The sequence below is a fragment of the Enterovibrio sp. FF113 genome (assembly GCF_041439165.1).
Taxonomy (GTDB): domain Bacteria; phylum Pseudomonadota; class Gammaproteobacteria; order Enterobacterales; family Vibrionaceae; genus Enterovibrio; species Enterovibrio norvegicus_A.
Genome location: NZ_JBGONO010000031.1, coordinates 29214 through 50113 on the forward strand (window position 1 = coordinate 29214; position 20900 = coordinate 50113).

18 protein-coding genes are annotated in these 20900 nt (G+C 43.9%); 14 read left to right on the forward strand and 4 right to left on the reverse strand.

The window, feature by feature from the left end; all coding sequences use genetic code 11:
• Positions 1-16: 16 nt before the first annotated feature.
• The gene (locus tag ACED36_RS19940; RefSeq protein ID WP_016960226.1) at positions 17-1261 is read left to right on the forward strand and encodes an O-antigen ligase; all 1245 of its coding nucleotides are present in this window, start codon (positions 17-19) and stop codon (positions 1259-1261) included.
• Between the two features lie 119 nt (positions 1262-1380).
• Complete coding sequence (locus tag ACED36_RS19945; RefSeq protein WP_016960227.1) at positions 1381-2772, forward strand: MBL fold metallo-hydrolase RNA specificity domain-containing protein; 1392 nt, start codon at positions 1381-1383, stop codon at positions 2770-2772.
• Positions 2773-2832: 60 nt separating this feature from the next.
• Here the strand turns inward: ACED36_RS19945 and ACED36_RS19950 are convergent, their stop codons facing one another.
• The 4 genes from ACED36_RS19950 to ACED36_RS19965 form a co-directional block, all read right to left on the reverse strand.
• On the reverse strand, positions 2833-5001 hold the full coding sequence (locus ACED36_RS19950) for a YjbH domain-containing protein (protein WP_371733736.1): 2169 nt from the start codon (positions 4999-5001) through the stop codon (positions 2833-2835).
• Positions 5002-5003: 2 nt separating this feature from the next.
• A complete protein-coding gene (locus ACED36_RS19955) occupies positions 5004-5825 on the reverse strand; it encodes a capsule biosynthesis GfcC family protein (protein ID WP_371733737.1) in 822 nt (273 codons plus the stop codon).
• A 1-nt stretch (position 5826) separates the two neighbouring features.
• Complete coding sequence (locus tag ACED36_RS19960) at positions 5827-6540, reverse strand: YjbF family lipoprotein (RefSeq protein WP_371733738.1); 714 nt, start codon at positions 6538-6540, stop codon at positions 5827-5829.
• Positions 6541-6662: 122 nt separating this feature from the next.
• Positions 6663-6914 (reverse strand): hypothetical protein, encoded by a 252-nt coding sequence (locus tag ACED36_RS19965; protein ID WP_371733739.1) that lies wholly within the window; start codon positions 6912-6914, stop codon positions 6663-6665.
• Positions 6915-7846: 932 nt separating this feature from the next.
• On the opposite strand from ACED36_RS19965, the gene ACED36_RS19970 reads away from it, so the two are divergent.
• From ACED36_RS19970 to ACED36_RS20025, 12 genes are all read left to right on the forward strand, one after another.
• Entirely contained in the window at positions 7847-8242 is a 396-nt protein-coding gene (locus ACED36_RS19970; protein ID WP_141709911.1) for a hypothetical protein, read from the forward strand.
• Positions 8243-8313: 71 nt separating this feature from the next.
• The gene (locus ACED36_RS19975) at positions 8314-9969 is read left to right on the forward strand and encodes a polysaccharide biosynthesis/export family protein (protein WP_016959522.1); all 1656 of its coding nucleotides are present in this window, start codon (positions 8314-8316) and stop codon (positions 9967-9969) included.
• 28 nt (positions 9970-9997) lie between these two features.
• Positions 9998-10783, forward strand: coding sequence for an ABC transporter permease (locus ACED36_RS19980; protein ID WP_016959523.1), 786 nt, complete (start codon positions 9998-10000; stop codon positions 10781-10783).
• The gene (locus ACED36_RS19985; RefSeq protein ID WP_371733740.1) at positions 10780-11430 is read left to right on the forward strand and encodes an ABC transporter ATP-binding protein; all 651 of its coding nucleotides are present in this window, start codon (positions 10780-10782) and stop codon (positions 11428-11430) included. Before ACED36_RS19980 ends, ACED36_RS19985 begins: the two co-directional genes overlap by 4 nt.
• Before the next feature lie 2 nt (positions 11431-11432).
• A complete protein-coding gene (locus ACED36_RS19990) occupies positions 11433-12941 on the forward strand; it encodes a lipopolysaccharide biosynthesis protein (protein WP_371733741.1) in 1509 nt (502 codons plus the stop codon).
• Between the two features lie 14 nt (positions 12942-12955).
• A complete protein-coding gene (gene rfbA / locus ACED36_RS19995; RefSeq protein ID WP_371733742.1) occupies positions 12956-13870 on the forward strand; it encodes a glucose-1-phosphate thymidylyltransferase RfbA in 915 nt (304 codons plus the stop codon).
• Between the two features lie 7 nt (positions 13871-13877).
• On the forward strand, positions 13878-14426 hold the full coding sequence (gene rfbC, locus ACED36_RS20000; RefSeq protein ID WP_371733743.1) for a dTDP-4-dehydrorhamnose 3,5-epimerase: 549 nt from the start codon (positions 13878-13880) through the stop codon (positions 14424-14426).
• A gap of 12 nt (positions 14427-14438) precedes the next feature.
• Entirely contained in the window at positions 14439-15440 is a 1002-nt protein-coding gene (gene rfbD / locus ACED36_RS20005) for a dTDP-4-dehydrorhamnose reductase (protein WP_371733744.1), read from the forward strand.
• A gap of 127 nt (positions 15441-15567) precedes the next feature.
• Positions 15568-15915: a four helix bundle protein gene (locus tag ACED36_RS20010; RefSeq protein ID WP_016959530.1), complete on the forward strand. Its 348-nt coding sequence runs from the start codon at positions 15568-15570 to the stop codon at positions 15913-15915.
• Between the two features lie 370 nt (positions 15916-16285).
• Positions 16286-17413 carry a dTDP-glucose 4,6-dehydratase gene (gene rfbB / locus ACED36_RS20015; RefSeq protein WP_371733745.1) on the forward strand — a complete coding sequence of 376 codons (1128 nt, stop codon included), beginning with the start codon at positions 16286-16288 and terminating at the stop codon, positions 17411-17413.
• Entirely contained in the window at positions 17403-19820 is a 2418-nt protein-coding gene (locus ACED36_RS20020; protein ID WP_371733746.1) for a glycosyltransferase, read from the forward strand. The genes rfbB and ACED36_RS20020 overlap by 11 nt, the downstream gene beginning before the upstream one ends.
• Positions 19817-20896 carry a DegT/DnrJ/EryC1/StrS family aminotransferase gene (locus tag ACED36_RS20025; protein ID WP_371733747.1) on the forward strand — a complete coding sequence of 360 codons (1080 nt, stop codon included), beginning with the start codon at positions 19817-19819 and terminating at the stop codon, positions 20894-20896. Before ACED36_RS20020 ends, ACED36_RS20025 begins: the two co-directional genes overlap by 4 nt.
• The last annotated feature ends 4 nt before the right edge of the window (positions 20897-20900 follow it).

A 20900-nucleotide genomic window follows, 5' to 3' on the forward strand; every position in this document is an offset into this window, starting at 1 on the left:
ATATTCGTAGTTTAGAATGATGAACCCAAATTCAAGTAAAACGTCTCTTGCTCAGGTCAAAAGGTTTTTAGAAACCGTGTTTCTTATAAGCCCTCTTGCTGTTATGTTGGTCTCTATATTTAACTTTGTCGACACGAAATGGGTGCTTTCACGCGTCATTCCTTTGGTTTGCGTATATTGCTTCGTCTTTTATCGTGACGCCATAAAGCAAAATTGGAACACGTCATCTCTGAAACCCTTGTTAGTTACTAGCCTTCTTGCATTTTTGTACTTTACGTTAATGCATCTTCTTCGTGGAGATCAATTCGGTTTTTCTCGTACATTGTTAACAAGCCTGGTGTATTTAGCACTAGTTCCTTGGTCCCGCGTATCACCAAATCTTATTAAATGGTTTTTAGTCATAGCTGCAGTGGTTTGCGGTCTGAATGCGGGCTACGAGTATGTTGTGATGGGAATAGAAAGGGTTGGCATTGCCACGAATCCAATCCCTTATGCACTGTATTGCGCTGTGCTTGCTTTAGTCTCTCTCAATTTTATTCTGTCAGAAAAACAGTGTTGTTTCCGTTTATTTGCCACTATGGGTTTGATATCGGCAACGGCTGCACTGTTTCTGACGGATGTTCGTGGCGTGCTGTTGTTCTTCCCATTGGTCACATTGTATCTGGTGTTCTGTTTATTACCTTCTTCACGACGTCATTCTGTTGTGACGCTACTGCTGGTATTGGTTGCCATTGTTGCCGGCTATTTTTCGTTTCAAGACAAGATTGATCTTCGAATCCAGCAAACCGCGATAGAGTTTCAGGATGTTGCAAACGGCCATTACGGAACCTCTACCGGTATCAGGCTGAGTTTGTGGATGGAAGGGATGACGATAGCTAAGCATCATCTTTTTTTTGGTGTAGGAGATAAAGAACTTAGCTCCAACATCGAAAAAATGGAAAACCACGCTGCAGCGGTACAGCCACATTTACACAACCAGTATATCGATACACTTTCACGTTATGGTGTATTTGGTTTGGTCATTCTGCTCATTTGGCTTGTATCGCCGTTATTTTCAATAAAACCTGCTGGTGCAGTAGGGCTTCAATTCGATCCTTTACTCAGCAGTATTGTATTGATGATTGCCTTGGCAGGCTTGACAGATGTGCCTTTCCATCACACGCATCTTGTCTACCTGTTTACTCTCATGTCGGGGGTATTGTTGTTTACACGGGCGCCATCGGTCAAAGATACCGACTTAAGTGTGAAATCTCTCGCTTAAACGTCGCAAGCCTCCAGCGCAGTTTGAGAAAAATGTATCCCCTTTCTGAAATCACACCAGTAAGGGGATTTTTTTTGTGAAAAATTGGCATGATAGAGGCGCGCTTTAAGGAGCTTGTCATGCCCATCACCGATCCAAATACGAACTATAACACCTTCCACATCACCCACCATGGCGCAAAAACCGGCGTCACTGGCTCATGCCACCAACTCGACACCCATCACGGTAAACTGCTTGTTGATTGCGGGCTATTTCAGGGCGATGAAACCAAACCGCTCAACGTCGATTTTCCCGTTAAAGATATCGATGCGTTACTTGTCACCCACACCCATATCGACCACATTGGCAGAATACCTTGGCTATTAGCGGCAGGTTTTCGTGCGCCCATATACTGTACTGAAGCCACAGCCAAACTGATGCCGATGATGCTTGATGATGGGCTTCGCTTGCAGTTAGGAATGAAGGCGCGACAGCGAAAGCGCATTTTGAACCTGATCCGTACCCTCACTCAGCCAATAGAGTATGGTGTTTGGACGAGCGTCGTTAACGCGTTCGGGACAATCGGCGATATTCGCTTTCAACCGGCGGGGCACATTTTGGGTTCTTCCTACATTGAAGTGAAATTACCGGATGAGCAGGTTTTGGTGTTCTCTGGCGACCTTGGACCAAGCAACACCCCGTTACTGCCCGATCCCAAATCACCAGAGCGCGCTGATGTATTGGTCATCGAAAGTACTTACGGAGACAAAACGCACGAATCGATTGCTTCGCGAACCGAACGCTTAAAAACATTAATCAATCGGTCCCTGCTTGACGGTGGTGTGGTTATTATTCCGGCTTTTAGCGTAGGGCGAACGCAGGAATTATTGTTCGATATTGAAAACCTTATTGCCACGCAGCTTAACGATAGCGAGCTGCGTGAATGGTCAAAACTGCCAGTGATCTTAGATTCGCCCATGGCCTCTGAAGTGACCAAACAATATCGACAATTTAAAACGTTGTGGGGAAAAGAAGCCAAAGGGCATTTGGAAGAAGGGCGACACCCGCTAGCATTTGACCAATGTATTACCATCGACAGTCACCATGACCACCAAGCGCTGGTTAACCGCCTTAAACAAACTGGAGAGCCTGCCATTGTGGTCGCAGCCAGTGGCATGTGTAATGGCGGACGAATACTCAATTACCTAGAAGCGCTACTGCCAGACAAAAGAACCGATGTGATCCTTGCAGGTTATCAAGCGCGTGGCACCTTGGGGCGAGAAATACAACGAGGCAGCAAGAGGGTTGAAATATCAGGTCATCACATCGAAGTGAACGCTCACATTCATACTATGTCAGGCTATTCAGCCCATGCTGATCAAAACGATTTATTGGCGTTTATAGAAGGGATTGAATCAAGGCCTAAAGAGATTCGAATTGTGCATGGTGATCGTCAAGCTCAAGAAGCGTTTGCTAAACAGATACAGGACAAAGGCTTAGCGAATATTGTCACTCTCGCAGCTGACCAATAGAAAATGGCGCTCAATCGAGCGCCATTTTTGTTTTCAGTATTGTGCAACGATTAATGCCAGTTACTTGTTCGTAAACTCCGAACCTGGGTAACGTGCATTGGTCATGCTATACAAGCTGTACTTACGGCCCAGCATTTGACCGCCATCACGGGATAAAGGCGTCCAGCCAATCACTGCTCGGTTGGCACTTGGTTTCACCGTGAAGATGTCAAACGGGATCGAAATATAGAAGCCCTTGTTAAAGCTCCCTTCGCCGAATTGCTCCGCCGACAGGTTGGTTTTCGCCATGTAAGCGCCCGCAATCACACCACTGTCGAATTGTTTCGACACATCCAGCGTTACGCCTTTATCTTCCGCCAAATATTGGCCCACACTCGCTTTTATCAGCAAGTCATCAAACCAGCTCCATTCAGGGCGGTAGTACGTCGTGAAATGCCCCGTTTGCGTACCGGTTTGCACATTGTAGTAACGGCCTGTTGTTGGGTCGTAGTGGCGCTCTTCCGTGAAAATACCAAACTCAGAATTCGGGTCGCGCTGCGCCACATAGTTCACATCCATCCCGAATGCCCAGTTGCTCTTCAGTGGGCGATAAAGCACTTCACCGCCGACACCCGCAAACATGGTTTCAAGATAGCCGCCGTAGCCTTGCACATAGACACTGTCGCCGAACTTATCAAACGCGGTTAACTGAAGGTTACTCACGCGAACAGGGTTGTCAGAAATATACTGGCGAACCAAAGTACGAACACGTTTTAAATCCGTGCCATCAGGTGGTACGTCATATTTAAACTTGTCGTAGTTATCATAAAGGTTAACGTAAACGCTGCCGCCAAACTCGATGTTGTCCGTCAGCCAATAGCTCGCACCGCCAGTCACACCAATGTTGAACAGATAGAAATCTTCCGAACCGCCAATCGATTGTTGAAGGTTAGGGGAGAAACTGACAGACCAAGGTTCACTGGTATCAGCCTGTAGCATGCCGCGCGGCGAATTTGGGTTAACCAGCGTTGTCGCGTCTGAGACCTTTGCCCCCACATATTCTTGATTCGCCACCTTGCGATAAGCGGCCACATCAATGGTGGTTTGGGTTGTCGTCTGGTTAGCTTGCTGCTCTACCAAGTTAAACGTCGACGCTGACGTTCCTGTGTTCGCCAGAATCATCGCGCCTTTTTCATGGGCCAATTCGCGATCGCGGTATTTGCCTTGTGAGCCGACGACGGTCACAGTTTTATTATCAGCGTAGATTTTCGCCTCGCGATAACCCGCTACCGTGTCTAGATCCTGTGCGACCCGCTGCCAATCAATGTCAGCCGCATCTGTCTGAGGCTTTGGCGCATAAGCCGGTGTTGGCGTATCTACCCAGCTTTGCGACAATGAATTAAAGTTGGTTTTCAGCGTGAAGCCAAGTGTCCAAGTATTGCCGCGCTCATAACTGGCGCGAATGTCGCCCCAATCACCAAAGGTGTACACCATGCCGTAGTTGAATGACGAATCTTGCGGCATTGGTTTGTCAGAGCGCGTAACAATGAAATCGCTCTTATAGTTATTGGCGTCGTACTCGACTTTTAAGCGAAGCGGCTGCCATGGGGTTTGGTATTCAACACCACCAAAAACAGATGCGCACCCCGTAAACCAACGGGCGAAATCAACACTGCCACCCTTGCCTTTGTAAGAAGTATCACGCCCACAGTCATAACCTAAGCTAGTATCGCCTTTTAGGTTGGCACTGTTACCGATGTAACCCCACCCAATACCCGCTGTGAAGTCAAAAGGGCCAACGTGCTTGCTGGCCGCAATGTACTCACCATCAAATAAGCCAGTGCCGCCAATATCACGCATACCAATAGAGGTTTCAGGTAGCCAATAGCTTTCTTCCCACAAGCGCAGTTTTACATCAATGCCCTTGTCGGTGTAGTAGGTGTCCCCACTGAAACTATCATCACCGCTATAAAGCAAATCAGGTACTTGTGTATAACGAATCGTCGCTTCCAGCCATGGCATCAACTGAAGTGAACTATGGTAATGACGATAATCGTCATTCATGGTTACACCTATCGAAAACTCCCCTTCTGGCGCGACTCGACCCGTTGGCATTTGCATCAGCCCAACGCCACCAAAATCACTTTGGGTAGGTCTAAATAGCGTGAAATCTTGGTCATTCGCCACTGCAGGCAAGGCATGCATCAATGTCAGCGTAAGAGACGATAATTGAAAAATACGACGATGCATGACTACATAACCCGATGTTGAAGAAGACGCGCTATATCGCGGTTTAGCGATGCCAGCGCAGAAGGTAAACCTTGGAAAGGCACAAAAATGACTGCCCCAGGGGCAATGTTCTTAGGAATTTCATTCCAGTAAGCAACGTGATGTGTTTCTAAAACGCCGCCTGGTTGAATCACAGAAACATCATTAATCCCAAAGGTATTGAGTGTCTCTGCCAATTTGAGGTAATCCCCAGCAATATGGCGTGGAGAAAAGTCCGTATCGTTAGCTTTTTCCACCGCACCAATCACCCACACATGGTTAGGGCGGGGTGGCAGCAACAAGGTTAATTCGCCTTTTACCAGAGGGTTAACATTGCTGCCTGCAAGATAAAAATCCTGGTCTAATTCAACGGCGATGCGAGTTTGGAAAATGGAAGACGCCAAAAATTCAGAAAGAGCATTCACCGCAGAAAGCTTATCTTCATCGTCTTGCCAGCGTTCAGCGAGTGTTGTTAGTTTGGTGGTAATGTCTGCGAGTAGCACGTCAGAGTCGTTTGATGCGGAACTGTCAAACAGCCCCGCACCTTGCCAATAAATCACATCTGCTGCGTGTGCCAGTTTGTTCGGTCTTTCCTGCGTCACTAACGTCAGGCCTTGTTCAACCACTTGAGAAACGCGGGGACGGCCATCGAATACCACTGAATACGTTTTTTCGGCGCTGTCGTTGGTAACCACACTCACCGTTGTTTGTTGTGCAAATACGATTGGCGAAAATGAAAACAGAGATAGGGCAAGCAATGCAACGCGCCCCAACATGAAAGAACGGAAGAAAGAAGACGGGTTCATACTACTCACTCACTCCTGAAAAGGGTTTGAGTACGGTAATCTCGATGCTTTCCATGCCTGGTGCAGGCGTTTGTATACTCGCAATGACATGTCCAGTGACTGGGTGAAGCCAGAATTCATTTTCGAAGCGTATGTTCAACTCAGGAGCATGTACATACTCGATAAAATGAACCGTAGAGACTGGCTTCTCGTTGACTAATAATGTGTTTTCACCGGTTTTTTCAAAGCGAGATTCTAAGGTGTAGCCAGAATGAAATCCCGGTTGCCAATCCACAGTCCTGCGCCATTGGTAAGGTGTGTTGCCGTTTAACAAGCCAGTGGCTAAGGGGTCGGCATCTAGGGAGGAGCTTGCAGTCAGGTTGCTACCAAGAAGGTTAACGGTTTTTACAATGCGTCCAGCTTCAGTCACCAGCATTTCGTTATTCGCGGAAAGCCATTTCAATTGAACGATTTTTTCTGAACCGGGCTGACTTGATGGACTCGCAGTGGCGTAACCAAGCACCATGAAAGCCTGACCACTAGAATCTGTTTTGGTATAGAGGCTGGCATAAGGGAGGCTATTGATTTTTTCAGGTGCGACAACAACATCGTCATGCCCAAATAGCGCGAGAGACATAGTGTCTTGTACATCTTCAAATTTTTGACTGCATCCAGAAAGTGCACTCAGTACACAAAATAGCGCAGTGGCCCTTAGGCCTGTTCTCTTATTGTTCATAGCACTACAACGAGATCTCTATGGGGAATGGCGATTATCTGTCGCGATGGAAAAAGCAACGGCTCAAAAACAAAGAAAACCGAACAGCTTTCACTGTTCGGTTTTTATATACAACTTATCAATTAACCTTGAGTGGTTAGAGAAGTTGAAGTGGTGGTTGCTGTGTCATTGCTACCAGCGTCAACAGCGACAACAGCAACAGCAACAACAGCTGCGCCAATTGCTACTGCAGTAGCAGATACACCGCCAACTGCAGCAGCAGAAGCAGATGCACCGCCAGCGGAACCACCAGAAGTTGCGGCAGTTTCCTCAGCAGCCATTGCTGGCGCAGCCATCATCATCGCAGCAACAGCTGCAATTACTGATTTTTTCATGAAAAGCTCCATCTCAATATCGTTACGCCTGCTTTTAAATTCAGACAGGCTTCTAAAATGCTAAACAGTAATCAGCGTCAAGTAAACATATAAATGGTCTCCACAATAATAAAGAGATTTATGTGGGGTAATTTGCTCTCAATTAATGACTAATAAGGCGAGCTCGACGCACTAAGTTAGAGTCGAAAATGCATATTCGCTTTCTGAATCTTACTTAGCATTGTCGGAAGGAAATTCTCTCTGTCCTATTTAGGTTAGAACCTTTGCGTACTTGGTCTTAATGCCTGCCTTTATTCAAGAATAAGGTGGCATATTTTCGATCAATGACATTTAAGAAAAGCACCTTTCAGCCCAGTCCAGTGAACCAACGCTACAACCTAAAGCAACTCATTGTTTATTTGTAAGTATTTTTCCTCTTGTATAGAGGTGATGACTGCATGGATGAACAAAAGTACTCTCCTCACTTCGCTGTAAGCAGAGAGAATGTGTTTGAACATCTCGAAGAAAAATACCTAAAGAGCGTGGGGTGTCGCGCGAATAATATTTTATAAATTGTAAGTAAAAGTGTATTCGTTGGTTTGTTTGTGTGATCTGCGTCTAATTTATGTTTTTGGATGAGAATATTACCAAATGGGTATTTCTCTAAAACTCAGAGATTTATTTGAAATCGCTCAATTTCGAGACACTTAAACAAAATTCGGATGTTTGCTATTAATAACTGCATGTATCAAATGATAGACTCTTGCATCATAAATTTACTCATTGTCTTAAATTGGGCACTAATGGTGAGCCGGCATGCTGACAATATGCCTAGGAATGCCAACAAAAAAACTGAGTCAATGCGGACATTGGGAACGACACCCAAGGGCGGTAGCGTATCAATTTTCCACCGCACTGCGCGTGAGCACACGTATGATTGGAGTTATCACTGTTTGAAAAACACGTATCTGAAAAACATCATCTTAGCTTGCTCAGTAAGCCTGCTAGCCGCATGCAGTCAGACGCCGCCAGAGGTCAACGCAACAATTCCACTGCTCTCACCTGTTAAGTCACACAATCATCAACGGCTACCAGCCGATATGGAAAAGGCTATCGACAAGGGGCAAATTGAGATTTCTTCTCCCAATGGAAGTCAATACCAAGTTGGAGAGCACTACTTTTCAGCATTGGGGTACGAATGTCGCCAACTGAAAGCGGTAGACATATATCCAGTGAAGAGTGAAGTCATTTGCCGTATAGATCAGCAGTGGGCGCTTATGCCGCCAGTCGTAGAAATGGATGCGAGCATGGCATTGTTCTTCATGCAGCAAGGCACGGTAAATCAATGAACAAGATCATGAAATATAGACTGTTAGCCAGAGCCTGCATCACAAGCGTAATCTTGTTCTCCACGAGCACAATGGCAAACCCAAGTTCTTTACCGGGTGCTGCAGGGTTTTCATTACAAAGCGACACGGACATTTCACAAACACCACTTCCACCCTCTGAGCAATATCAAACACAAAGTCGCAGTGGCTTGTTGCTTCCGGGAGAAGCCGCGATTTCTGATCTATTACCGGCGTCAGGTGAAGAGTTGCCACCTCCTTATGGTGCCAACTTGTTTGCTGGTGGCTATGAAACCGAACGTTTCGATGGCTTGAATGAAGATTATCTAATAGCCGCCGGTGATAAGTTATCTATCTGGCTATGGGGCGCAGTGAATCTTGCCGAAGTGGTCACTGTGGATAACCAAGGCAATATTTTTCTGCCTAATGTTGGCCCTATCTCGGTTATCGATACTCCCGCCAGTCGTATCAACGACGTGGTGACAGAAAAAATTCGCACGGTATATAAAAAGAACGTCAGCATCTACGTCAATTTGCTGACAGCAACCCCAGTCAGTGTTTATGTGTCGGGTTCTGTTATTCGCCCTGGTCAATATGCAGGTATTGCTTCAGACAGCGTACTCTATTTCTTAAAACGAGCGGGCGGCATTGATTCAGAGCGCGGAAGTTACAGAAGCATCCGAGTGATGAGACAAGGCGACACCGTTGCCCAAGTCGATCTTTATGCATTTATGCGTGAAGGCACATTGAAGAACATCAACTTTAAAGACGGAGACGTCATTTTCGTTGAACAGCAAAAACCCACGATTTCAGTTTCAGGAACGGTCAAAAACCCGTTTCGTTTTGAAATAGAAACGAATGAAATTGATGGGTCATCGCTTGTCGAACTTGCCAAACCTTATGCCAAAGTGAGTCATGTCGGCGTCATGGGTACGCGAGAGAACGGGCCGTTCTCAACCTACCTCACTATGGAGACCTTTCGCTCATACACCTTAAAAGATGGTGACAAGCTCATTTTCAACGATGACCTAAGAGCGCAAATACTCGATATCCAAATAAGCGGCAGTTACCTTGGCCCGTCTTACTACGCAGTGAGTAAAAGCACACGGCTACATGCACTACTAGCAAGCATCGAAATTGAGCAACCACTTGCCGACTATTCCTCTATTTATATCCTACGAGATAGCGTGGCTGAACGTCAGAAAGAAATGATTGAACAATCTCTTCAGCGTTTAGAGCGTAGTGTATTTACCGCACCCGCATCATCCGATGGTGAGGCTGCTATTCGTGCCCGAGAAGCTGAAATGGTGTTGGCATTTACAGAGCGTGCCAGAAAAATTGAGCCCTTGGGTAAAGTGGTGGTTTCAGACAATGGCCAAGTAGCAAACATATTGCTTGAGCAAGGCGACACGGTTGTTATTCCACTAAAAAGTGATCTAATTCAGGTGGGTGGGGAAGTGGTTATGCCACAAGCCATCGTGTTTAACCCTAAAGCCAAAATTACCGATTACATCGCATGGGCAGGCGGATACACCGAACGGGCAAACTACGAACGACCGTTGATCGTCAGAGCGAACGGAATGATTGAATTTGGAGACAACGCCAAACTTCAAGCGGGAGATCAGCTACTGATCTTGCCAAAAGTTGATGCAAAAACGATGCAAGCAGTGAAAGACATTACCCAGATCGTTTACCAAATTGCCGTTGCTGCAAACGTAGTGCTGAATTAATCAGCAGGCTTAAGTTAAGGCACTTGCTATGGCAACCATTTTAAAAAGAAACACGTTCGAAGTGTGGCGCGATGTCATATTCGCGCTATTCGTCAGAGAAATCCGAACCGGGTTCAATGATAAATTCGGCCTAAGCTGGGCCATATTGAACCCGCTCTCATTCATTTTTGCGTTGTCATACATGCGTAGCATGATGGGTGGGGCGGACGTTCATACCATTCCCATTTTTGTGTTCATGTTTTACGGGATGTTATACATCCAGCTTTTTTTAACCACGATGGAGAAAACAGCAGCGAGCTTAAAGAAAAATAAGGCTCTTTTTGCGTTTCGACAAGTTCAACCGATCAGTGCGTTTTTAGCGTCCGCGCTATTTGAAGTGATCGTGAAGATCGTGGTCGTACTGATTGTATTTCTGCTGATGTACCTAATGAACATTGAAATACGCATAGATAAACCACTAGAACTGCTCGCCAGCTTCTTTTTACTGTCAATTATCGCAATCAGTGTGGGCATTGTCTTCGCAATTATCGAAGGCTTTGTAAAGGAAGTGGGCCGAGTCAGGATGATGCTAACACGCCCGTTATTCTTTACCTCAGGTGTGTTTTTCTCATTGCAAGATTTCTCAAAAGAAGTGTGGCCTTACCTTAGTTGGAATCCCATATTGCAGGCAATAGAACTTGCACGGGGTTCCGCCTATAGCAGCTTTGCCTATGATGGCGTGAGTTTTAGCTATTTAACGACAGTAACAGTGTCGCTTCTGTTCATTGCCCTTTCGGTTTATACCGTCTGCTGGAAAAAGGTCATTAGCCGATGATAACACTGGAAAACATCACTAAGTTCTATCCCTCAAATCTCGGCAATCAATACATATTTAAAAACACCACATTTGATATTCCTACCGACTGTAACGTCGCTATTTTAGGTAAAAATGGCGCGGGTAAATCTACCCTGTTTAGGTTACTGGCTAAAAGCGAATACCCAAATAAAGGGCGAATTATTACCGAGTGCAATGTTTCATGGCCTGTGGCGTTAGCAACAGGCGTTCACCCAGAAATGACTGGGCGTGAAAACGCAAGATTCATTGGACGCATTAACGGCGTGTTCGACTTAGATGACTACGAAGAAAAAGTGAAAGCCTTTTCAGAACTTGGTGTGAAGTTCGATTTGCCCGTTAAAACCTATTCAAGCGGTATGCGTCCAAGGTTGGCGTTTGCTTGCTCCATTGCCATTGATTTTGATGTGTATCTGATTGACGAAGTGACATCAGTCGGTGATGCGAGGTTTAGAAAAAAAACAAGGCAAGCATTGTTAGAGCGAAGCAAAGCAGCCAGTGTGATCATGGTTAGCCACAACATGGATGAACTCAGAGAGTTTTGCGACAGCGCCGTTGTGATTAACGACGGAGAATTAGCATTCTATTCCTGCTTAGAGGATGGAATCAAAGCGTATCAGGCATTATAAAAATGAGTGAAAGCCCAACAAACACGGTTGAAAAAGCGGTTGATAAGAAAACGACCGAACAGAAATTCATAGAGCTACGTGAATTAACCTCGCCCAAAGACTGGAATGCCATCCCACACTTAAAAGAGTTGGCCGCTTCATTTCTTGAGAAAGACAAAGCGCTATCTGACCGAATTCTTGTGCGCGTGAATAATTTGAATAAAGCGAAAGAGAACAGGCGAGAGGGCGAGAGGGAAAGAGAGCGAGAGTTAAAGAGAGAAAGAGGGCAAGAGATAGAGGGCAGAAGAGGGGCGGAAAAATTGCCGGTGGCTGCTGAATCTTTGTCTAAAATTCAGAGTAATCGCTCTAAAATAAGTGAGTTAAAAGCCAAAGCCAAAGAGAAAGGGAAACAACAGCTAAAAACCAGTTTATTTTGGTTCGTTGCCTTACCTGTATTGCTCTTCTCTTTCTATCAAATAGTGATTGCTTCCGAGCGCTATGAAAGCCGTGCAAAACTTATCGTTCAGCAACCTGATGGTATGGCGACCATGGATGCCTCAATGGCACTCCTGTCCGGTTTTGGTGTGTCAGTACCGGGCGCATCAGATGCCGAATTAGCAAAAGCCTATATATATTCAAAAGACATGCTCGACTATTTGCTGACGGAACTAAATATTGATCAGCATTACACCAATGGCAACGTCGACTATTTCTCAAGGCTTGAATCACAGTATTCACAAGAAGATCTATATGACTTCTATCGGAAAATGGTCAATGTAGAAATTGATGAAAAATCTCTGGTGATATTGATATCAGCACAAGCATTTGCACCGGAGTTTTCTCAAAAACTGACAGAAACCATTTCTCAACGTGCTGAATGGTACATCAACAAAATCGGCAACGACCTCGCGGAATCACAATTAGCCTTTATTCGTGGTGAACATATCCGAGTGGAAGAAAAGCTATTAACGGCTAAACACAATCTACTGTTCTTCCAAGATAAACATAGCCTGCTTGACCCAGAGGCCGAAGGGTTGGCGATTCAACAAATCGCCTACACCCTAGAAGCACAGATTGCGGAAAGGCAATCTGCTCTCAATGCCTTGACGACCATCATGAGCGAGAAAGCGCCTCAGGTGGTGGCACTAAATAATGAAATTCAAGCGATAGAAAAGCAGTTACTAAAAGAACGTTCTCGCCTTTCGAATAACCAAATCGGCCTCACCGATCCGAACGGGATTCCCCAAGTTAGGGACCTCTCTGTTGGTGCTATTTTGGCGAAATATGCGGAATTAAAAATTGGCCTAGAGCTCGCGCTACAGGCATTTACCTCTTCACAAATATCATTAGAAAAAGCGCGCATAGAAGCGTACAGAAAACTCAAGTACTTGGTTGTTGTTGAAACTCCTACGCTGCCGGAAGACAACGCATTTCCAAAAGTGACCTACAACATCACGTTGTTTACCCTCTTGCTCCTTATGCTTTTTGGCATCGGACGTTTGGTTTTAGCAACCATCAAAGAACTTAAATAACTTAGAGATTGGCTATGTTTAAATTAGAAAAAACGCAATCAAACCGCAAAGGCATTATCCTTGCGGGTGGCTCTGGCACGCGTCTTCACCCGCTGACTCAGGTGGTGAGTAAGCAGCTGATGCCTGTGTACGACAAACCGATGATTTATTACCCGATTTCAACGCTCATGGCAGCGGGAATTCGAGAAATACTCATCATTGCAACCCCAGAAGAGTTGCCTCGCTTTAAGCAATTGCTCGGCAATGGCCAAATGTGGGGCATGCAGTTCTCCTACGTCGAGCAACTATCACCAGATGGCCTAGCGCAGGCTTTCACCCTAGGTGAAGAATTCATTGGTGATTCGAATGTTGCCTTGGTGCTGGGAGACAACCTATTTTACGGACACGATCTCTCTATTTCATTGCGCCGAGCAAGTGCACAAAAACAAGGTGCGACGGTATTTGGTTACCATGTTGCTAACCCAACCGCGTACGGTGTGGTGGAATTTGATAGCGAAAAACGCGCGCTGTCTATTGAAGAAAAGCCAGAAAACCCGAAATCAAATTATGCGGTACCAGGGCTGTATTTCTTTGACAACAAAGTGGTAGAAATCGCTAAGCAGGTGAAGCCTTCAGCCCGTGGCGAGCTAGAAATTACCGATGTGATCAATGCCTACTTAGAAAGCCAAACACTCACGGTTGAAATAATGGGTCGCGGCACCGCGTGGTTAGACACGGGTACACACGACAGTCTTCTTCAGGCTGCTTCATTCATTGAAACCATTGAAAAACGTCAAGGCCTTAAAGTGTGCTGCCCAGAAGAAATTGCCTATCGATTGGGTTTCATCGATGAGGCCGGTCTTCGTGATATTGCTGTGCCACTGCAAAAATCCGGTTACGGTAAATATCTATTGAGCCTCATCGACCACCAAGTTTTTTCTAGCCACTGAGGTCACAATGAAGTTTATTGAAACTCAAATCCCAGACGTGAAAATCATCGAGCCTACGGTCTTCGGTGATGAGCGCGGCTTTTTTATGGAAACGTTTAGAACCGAACGATTTAATGACCATTGTGGTGAACGTGAGTTTGTACAGGAAAATCACAGCAAATCGAAAAAAGGCATTTTACGAGGCCTACATTTTCAAACTGAAAACACCCAAGGCAAACTCGTGCGTGTGGTTAGCGGTGAAGTGTTTGATGTTGCCGTAGACATGAGAAAAAGCTCACCAACCTTCGGGCAATGGGTGGGAGTGTTCCTTTCTGCAGAAAATAAACGCCAACTTTGGGTACCGGAAGGGTTCGCACACGGTTTTTATGTCACCAGTGATGAAGCCGAATTTGTGTATAAATGTACCGATTACTACAACCCAAATGTCGAAATATCGATCAAATGGGATGACTCTAGCATTGGTATTGAATGGCCTATCACTGACGGTGAATCCCCATCATTGTCAGCCAAAGACGAAGCAGGGCTTTACTTTGCTGATGCCCCAACATTTGAGTAATAGGTGCCAAAGATGAAAAAAGTACTGATTACGGGAGACGGCGGGCAACTGGCTTGGGAATTAGGTCAAACCTGCCCTGAAAATATCTGTGCAGTGAGTATGACGGCAGAGCAGCTCGACATTACTGACCACGCAGCAGTTTTTGCAGTGATTGCGAAAGAACAACCACAATTTGTCATCAATGCGGCAGCCTATACTGCCGTTGATAAAGCGGAGACCGACCAAGAAACCGCGTATGCAGTGAACGATAAAGGCAGTGAGAACCTTGCGCTAGCCTGTAAAGAGCACAATGTGACCTTAGTTCACGTCTCTACCGATTTCGTTTTTGATGGCACCAAAACCACCCCTTACCAGCCAACCGATACCACCAACCCACTAAATGTGTATGGTGCGTCGAAGCTCGCCGGTGACCTAAAAGTCGCGGAGATTCTGGGGGCGCAAGCCACCATCATTCGCACCGCTTGGGTTTACTCGGCGCATGGCAATAACTTTGTTAAAACCATGCTACGCCTGATGGCAGAAAAAGAGCAGCTCGGCATTGTGGGTGACCAAGTTGGCACCCCGACCTGGGCCAAAGGCCTAGCCAAGATGATTTGGGCACAAATAGAGGCGCAAGGTACAAGCAAAAAGGGACAAGAAGAAAGAGAGGGAGAGCAAGGTACAAGTAACAAGAATCAAGGGAAGAGCGATTTTCTTGAGCCTTTAAGCGAAGCGACCTTGTCCCTTGCTTCTGCAGCTACGCTGCTGCATTGGACTGATGCTGGCGTCGCCTCTTGGTATGACTTTGCGGTAGCGATTCAAGAGTTAGGCATTGAGAAAGGTTTGCTTGAAAAAGCGATTCCTGTTCGCCCCATCCCAGCAAGCGCTTACCCGACCCCCGCCGTTCGCCCTAGCTTCAGCGTGATTGATAAAACCTCGGCAGAGCAAGCTTCCGGCGTAGAAACCATCCACTGGCGCAAGCAACTCAGCGCGATGATGGATGAGCTGGCGCAGACGGCAAGAGTGAAAGAGTAAAGAGCGCCGCAAGCGGCTTCAAGAAGAAAGGTACAAGAGGAAAGGGCGCCGCAAGCGGCTTCAAGAAGAAAGAAACAAGGTAAAAGAAACAAGAAGAAAGGGACAAGAAAGAGCAAAGGAGTTTTTGATGCGGTTTGAAGAGTTACAAGTATGGAAACGGTCGGCCAGGTTGTCGTCGCAAATATACAGGTATTTTCGAAACTCAAAAGATTTTGGTTTTCGCGATCAAATCACACGTTCCTCATTGTCGATTCCCTCAAATATCGCTGAAGGTTATGAAAGAAAGTCTGATAGAGAGTTTGCAAATTTTCTTTCTTACGCAAAAGGGTCTTCAGGCGAATTGAGAACCCAGATTTATATTGGTATGGAAATAGATTATATCGATAAAGCGACAGGGAAAGGGTGGATAAGCGAGTCAGAAGAAATATCGAGAATGATAGCAAGCCTAATGAAAATTAAGCTCGAAAAGAAATAGGTATTTCACTCCTCTACACCTTGGCCTTGTCTTTTGACCTTTACCCTTTGAACCTTGGACCTTGGACCTTGGACCTTGGACTTTGCACTTTGCACTTTGCACCTTGCACCTTGCACTTTGCACTTTGCACCTTGCACTTTGCTCCTTGCACCTTGGACCTTGGACCTTGGACCTTGGACCTTGGACCTTGGACCTTGAACCTTGAACCTTGAACCTTGGACCTTTGACCTTTGCCCTTTGAACCTTGAACCTTGAACCTTGAACCTTTGAACCTTTGGACCTTGCACCTTGCACCTTGCACCTTGCACCTTGAACCTTGCACCTAGGTTCCTTCATCTATTCAAAAACTTAATCATATAGAGACACTAAGATGACTCAACGTAATCTCCTTGTCACCGGTGGCGCAGGCTTTATCGGTGCAAACTTCGTACATTACTGGTTGGCTAACCATAAAAACGACAACGTGGTTGTGCTAGATGCCCTGACCTATGCAGGCAACAAAGCGAACCTAGATATCGTGGCAGACAATGCCAACATGACCTTCGTGCATGGCGACATTTGCGATACCAACCTAATCGAAACCCTGCTGAAAGAATACAAGCTGGATACCATCGTCCACTTTGCGGCAGAGTCACATGTTGACCGTTCAATTACCGGCCCAGACGCCTTTATTGAAACCAACATTCTGGGTACGTACAGCCTGCTAAAAGCGGCCAAAAAAGTATGGATTGACGAGCCAAAAGAACGTGGCGAAAACGTAATTCCGCATCGTTTCCACCATGTGTCTACTGATGAAGTCTACGGCACGCTTAGCCCGACCGACCCTGCGTTCACAGAAGAAACGGCGTATGCGCCTAACTCGCCATATTCCGCGAGTAAAGCAGCATCAGACCACTTAGTGCGTGCATATCACCACACTTATGGGCTAGAAGTCACCACCTCTAACTGTTCGAACAACTATGGCCCTTATCACTTCCCAGAGAAGCTGATCCCATTGATCATCACTAACATTTTGCATGACAAGCCATTGCCAATTTACGGCGACGGTCAGCAAATCCGTGACTGGCTATATGTAGAAGATCACGCTCGTGGCATTGATTTGGTGATTGAGAAAGGCCGCATTGGTGAAAACTACAACATTGGTGGCCACAATGAGTGGGCAAACATCGATATTGTAAAAGTCGTCTGCAAACTAATGAACGAATATTTCACCGGCTCTGGCTCTTCTCTTTCCTCTTTCGATTTGCCTCTTTCACCTTCTGCTTTAAAAGAGAAATTCCCACAAGCGATCGCCGCATCCGATGGTAAATGCGAAGATCTCATCACCTACGTCACAGACCGCGCAGGCCATGATCGCCGCTATGCGATCGATGCTACTAAGACCAACAACGAGCTGGGTTATAAACCAGCGGAATCGTTTGAAACAGGCATTCGTAAGACGGTTGAGTGGTATCTAGGAAATGAAAAATGGTGGAAGGAGTTATTATATGTTTCTTAGGCAGCTACTGAATAAAATTGTCAAAAACACAATTATCAAGGAATGCATCCCAGAATCAAAAAACGCAAGTAACGATAAGATAAGATTGGGGATAAAAAAATTTCATGATAACTATGAACCATTCGATGAGAATGTCTACTTAAATAGGAATGAGGATGTAAGAAAAGCTGTCGAAAATGGAACCATTTCGTCAGCTTTTGAGCATTTCAAAACTGTTGGTCGTCTCGAGATTATAAATGGCACTAGAAACTGGGAGCAAATAAATGATATTAATTATTCAGAAGATGATTTCTCTTCTGATAATGTATTAGTTAGCATAATTTGTAGAACTTATAATCATGAAGATTATATTAGATCTGCATTAGAAGGATTTCTGATGCAGAAAACAAAATTTAAATTTGAGATATTGATTGGCGATGATGTCTCAACAGATAATACAGTGAAAATCATAGAGGAGTATCAGCGTAATAACCCTGGTGAGATTTCGCTCTTTAAGAATAGTGTAAATCTAGGTCCTGTTGGGAACTTGGCAAAAATATCTCAAAAAATTAGTGGTAAATATGTTGCGATCTGTGAGGGAGATGACTATTGGACTGACGAGTATAAACTCCAAAAACAAGTCAACTTCCTTGAGAGGAACAAAAACTTTAGTGTGTGTTGCCATAAGGTTGTTGTCAATCACTTGGATAGTAGGAAAGCCAATGAAATTATGCCTTCCAATATTTCAGGAGTCGCCGGATTTGAAAGCCTGATAAACGGCAACTTTATTTACATGAATTCAGTGATGTATAGATGGCGTTTTCCTGGGGGACTGAATAAGGATAACTTTAATTTGGAGGCTATGCCTGCTGATTGGCAGTTACATTTATTGCACGCTGAAGTGGGCAAGATACGTATCCTTGATGATGTAATGGGAGTTTATAATCGTCATGAGAATGGAATATGGTCATTATCTAACTCACCTATTGAACTCCATCTGAAGTATGGCATTAGTGAAATAGAGTTCTTTAAGACATTTGAAAATACTTTTGGTGGTATATATTCTCAGATGTTGATGAGAAAGTCATTGTATGTCTTTTCACTTCTTTCAAATCACTACCTTGATAACGAAATGTTTGAAGAGCTATACACTTTGTGTACTAGATTTCCTGATATCTTTAAGGATGTTTTTAGTAATTATGGATTTAACGTAAATGATATTGATACTTCCGATCTTAATGGATTCAAAAATAGTATTTTAGATCAATGTGTTATTTCTGTGGTTGTAACTTCATATAATCATGAAAATTATATTCATCAAGCCCTTGAGTCGATCCTGTCACAACGCGGATCCTTCAGGTTGGAAATTATCATTGGAGATGATGCATCGACTGATAAAACATCTGAAATTATAATGTCATTCAAAGAAAGACACCCAGAAATCATAAAGGTAATGGACCCAGACGTGAATTTAGGTGTTAGGAAGAACTTACAACGCTGTTTTAATAATTGCACAGGTAGGTTTGTTGCTATATGTGAAGGCGATGACTACTGGAATAATAATGGGAAATTAAGTAAGCAATTATCTTCGTTAAGAAACAATTCAGATGCATCAATGTCTTTTAATTGGCTAATGTTATACTATGAAAGTGAAGGGAAATATACTCCCCATCCTCAACAAGAAAGACTACAGGCAAGAGTTTTAAAATTTGATGACATAGTAAGATCTCCTATTATAGGTAATTTCTCAGCCTGTCTGTATAAAAAAGAAGCGATAGACTCAATCGATAAGCGATACTATGACGATCCAATCGCATTTGATTGGCTCTTTAATGTTTTGATAGCAAAACAAGGTGATATTTGTTTTGTTAAAGAACTTCTTTCGGTTTATAGAATACACGATAAGGGGCTGTGGTCCTCTAATAATCCGAAAGTGATGCAGGATAAAATACGAAAGACACAGGAAAACTTTTTCAACTATTTCGAAAGAATTGAAGCTATTTCACACATACGTCCGAAGGTGGAGTTATTCGCAAGCAAATTTCGGATAAGCGATAACGGTCTGAAGTTTAATATTGATAGAATTGGCACTTCTGCAGATGAATTTAATATAGCAGGTTGGATGTTTAAGGATCGATCATCTGACAATTTTGTTGAAAAGAACTTGGCATTTATTGACGAGAGTGATGGGAGGTTAATAATAGTTCCATTGAGTCAGAAAGAAAGAAAGGATGTAGTCAATTACTTCTCAAGTAAATATAAGCTAAATGAATCTTGTGGATTTTCTTATACAGGAAAACTAGGTTTAGATAAATTTAAGTGCTATGATTTAGCTCTATTTTGTGGTGAAAAAAATCAAAAAAATATAATCCTACAGAAAATTGGCACTAAGATAATGTTTGTTAAGAACAAGTGGACCCTTTCATGATTAATAAAATAAATGTTGTAGAACCATACCTTCCAGATTATTCAAAGTATGCGAATTATATAAAGGAAATATATGAAAGAAAGATTCTCACCAATAAAGGTCCCTTGGTGGAATTGTTAACTAAGAGGCTTGAAAATCATCTTGGTGTTAAAAATATTTTGTTGGTTTCAAATGGGACTATCGCAATCGAAATTGCATTAAGATTACTTGAGTGTAAAGGTGAAATATTAACAACACCATTCTCATTTATCGCAACTACAAGCGTACCATTATGGTCAGGTTGCACTGTAAAATTCTCTGATATATCGCCAAAGACGTACAATATGGATGTGGATTTATTAAAATCTTCAGTTAGTAGTGATACATGCGCCATAATGCCAGTTCACGTTTTTGGTAACCCTTGTGATTTGGATAGCTTAGAGTTGCTGGCTAAAGAAAAAAATCTTAAATTAATATATGATGCAGCCCATGCTTTTGATGTTAAATTTAATAACCGTAGTGTTCTTGGGTATGGTGATATCTCTACATTGAGTTTTCATGCGACGAAGCTATTTCACACAGTTGAAGGTGGGGCCATTATTATTAGTGATGATAAGCTATATGAAAAAGCCAAAGCGATGGTCAATTTTGGTTTTGAAAATGGAGATATCACAATGGTAGGTACTAATGCGAAAATGAGTGAGTTTCATGCAGCAATGGGACTATGTGTTCTAGATGATATTGATAAAATTAAGTTATGCAGAAAATCAATCTATAACCGATACCTAGATAAGTTATGTGGTGACTTTCAATTCCAAAAAATCAGCCATGACGTGGAATATAACTATAGTTATTTCCCTATATTGTTGAAGGACGAATCAACTCTTCTCAAAGTTATGAAGGCTTTGAACGACGATAATATATTTCCTAGGCGTTATTTCCACCCTTCTCTCAATACTGTTGTTAGTATGAGCTTTGATCAGTGTATGCCTGTTTCGGAAGATGTATCTCAGAGAGTATTATGCCTTCCTATATATCCCACATTGACTATTATTGAGCAAGATAAAGTCATCGATATACTGAATAGAGGAGTTTAAGATA

Coding starts and splice junctions, on each gene's coding strand:
- ACED36_RS19985 (WP_371733740.1), top strand. CDS start 10,780: ATGATAACACTGGAAAACATCACTAAGTTCTATCCCTCAAATCTCGGC.
- rfbC (WP_371733743.1), top strand. CDS start 13,878: ATGAAGTTTATTGAAACTCAAATCCCAGACGTGAAAATCATCGAGCCT.
- rfbD (WP_371733744.1), top strand. CDS start 14,439: ATGAAAAAAGTACTGATTACGGGAGACGGCGGGCAACTGGCTTGGGAA.
- ACED36_RS19975 (WP_016959522.1), top strand. CDS start 8,314: ATGGCAAACCCAAGTTCTTTACCGGGTGCTGCAGGGTTTTCATTACAA.
- ACED36_RS19960 (WP_371733738.1), bottom strand. CDS start 6,540: ATGAACAATAAGAGAACAGGCCTAAGGGCCACTGCGCTATTTTGTGTA.
- ACED36_RS19955 (WP_371733737.1), bottom strand. CDS start 5,825: ATGAACCCGTCTTCTTTCTTCCGTTCTTTCATGTTGGGGCGCGTTGCA.
- ACED36_RS20025 (WP_371733747.1), top strand. CDS start 19,817: ATGATTAATAAAATAAATGTTGTAGAACCATACCTTCCAGATTATTCA.
- ACED36_RS19980 (WP_016959523.1), top strand. CDS start 9,998: ATGGCAACCATTTTAAAAAGAAACACGTTCGAAGTGTGGCGCGATGTC.
- ACED36_RS19990 (WP_371733741.1), top strand. CDS start 11,433: ATGAGTGAAAGCCCAACAAACACGGTTGAAAAAGCGGTTGATAAGAAA.
- rfbB (WP_371733745.1), top strand. CDS start 16,286: ATGACTCAACGTAATCTCCTTGTCACCGGTGGCGCAGGCTTTATCGGT.
- ACED36_RS20010 (WP_016959530.1), top strand. CDS start 15,568: ATGCGGTTTGAAGAGTTACAAGTATGGAAACGGTCGGCCAGGTTGTCG.
- ACED36_RS19940 (WP_016960226.1), top strand. CDS start 17: ATGATGAACCCAAATTCAAGTAAAACGTCTCTTGCTCAGGTCAAAAGG.
- ACED36_RS19950 (WP_371733736.1), bottom strand. CDS start 5,001: ATGCATCGTCGTATTTTTCAATTATCGTCTCTTACGCTGACATTGATG.
- ACED36_RS19945 (WP_016960227.1), top strand. CDS start 1,381: ATGCCCATCACCGATCCAAATACGAACTATAACACCTTCCACATCACC.
- ACED36_RS19965 (WP_371733739.1), bottom strand. CDS start 6,914: ATGAAAAAATCAGTAATTGCAGCTGTTGCTGCGATGATGATGGCTGCG.
- ACED36_RS20020 (WP_371733746.1), top strand. CDS start 17,403: ATGTTTCTTAGGCAGCTACTGAATAAAATTGTCAAAAACACAATTATC.
- rfbA (WP_371733742.1), top strand. CDS start 12,956: ATGTTTAAATTAGAAAAAACGCAATCAAACCGCAAAGGCATTATCCTT.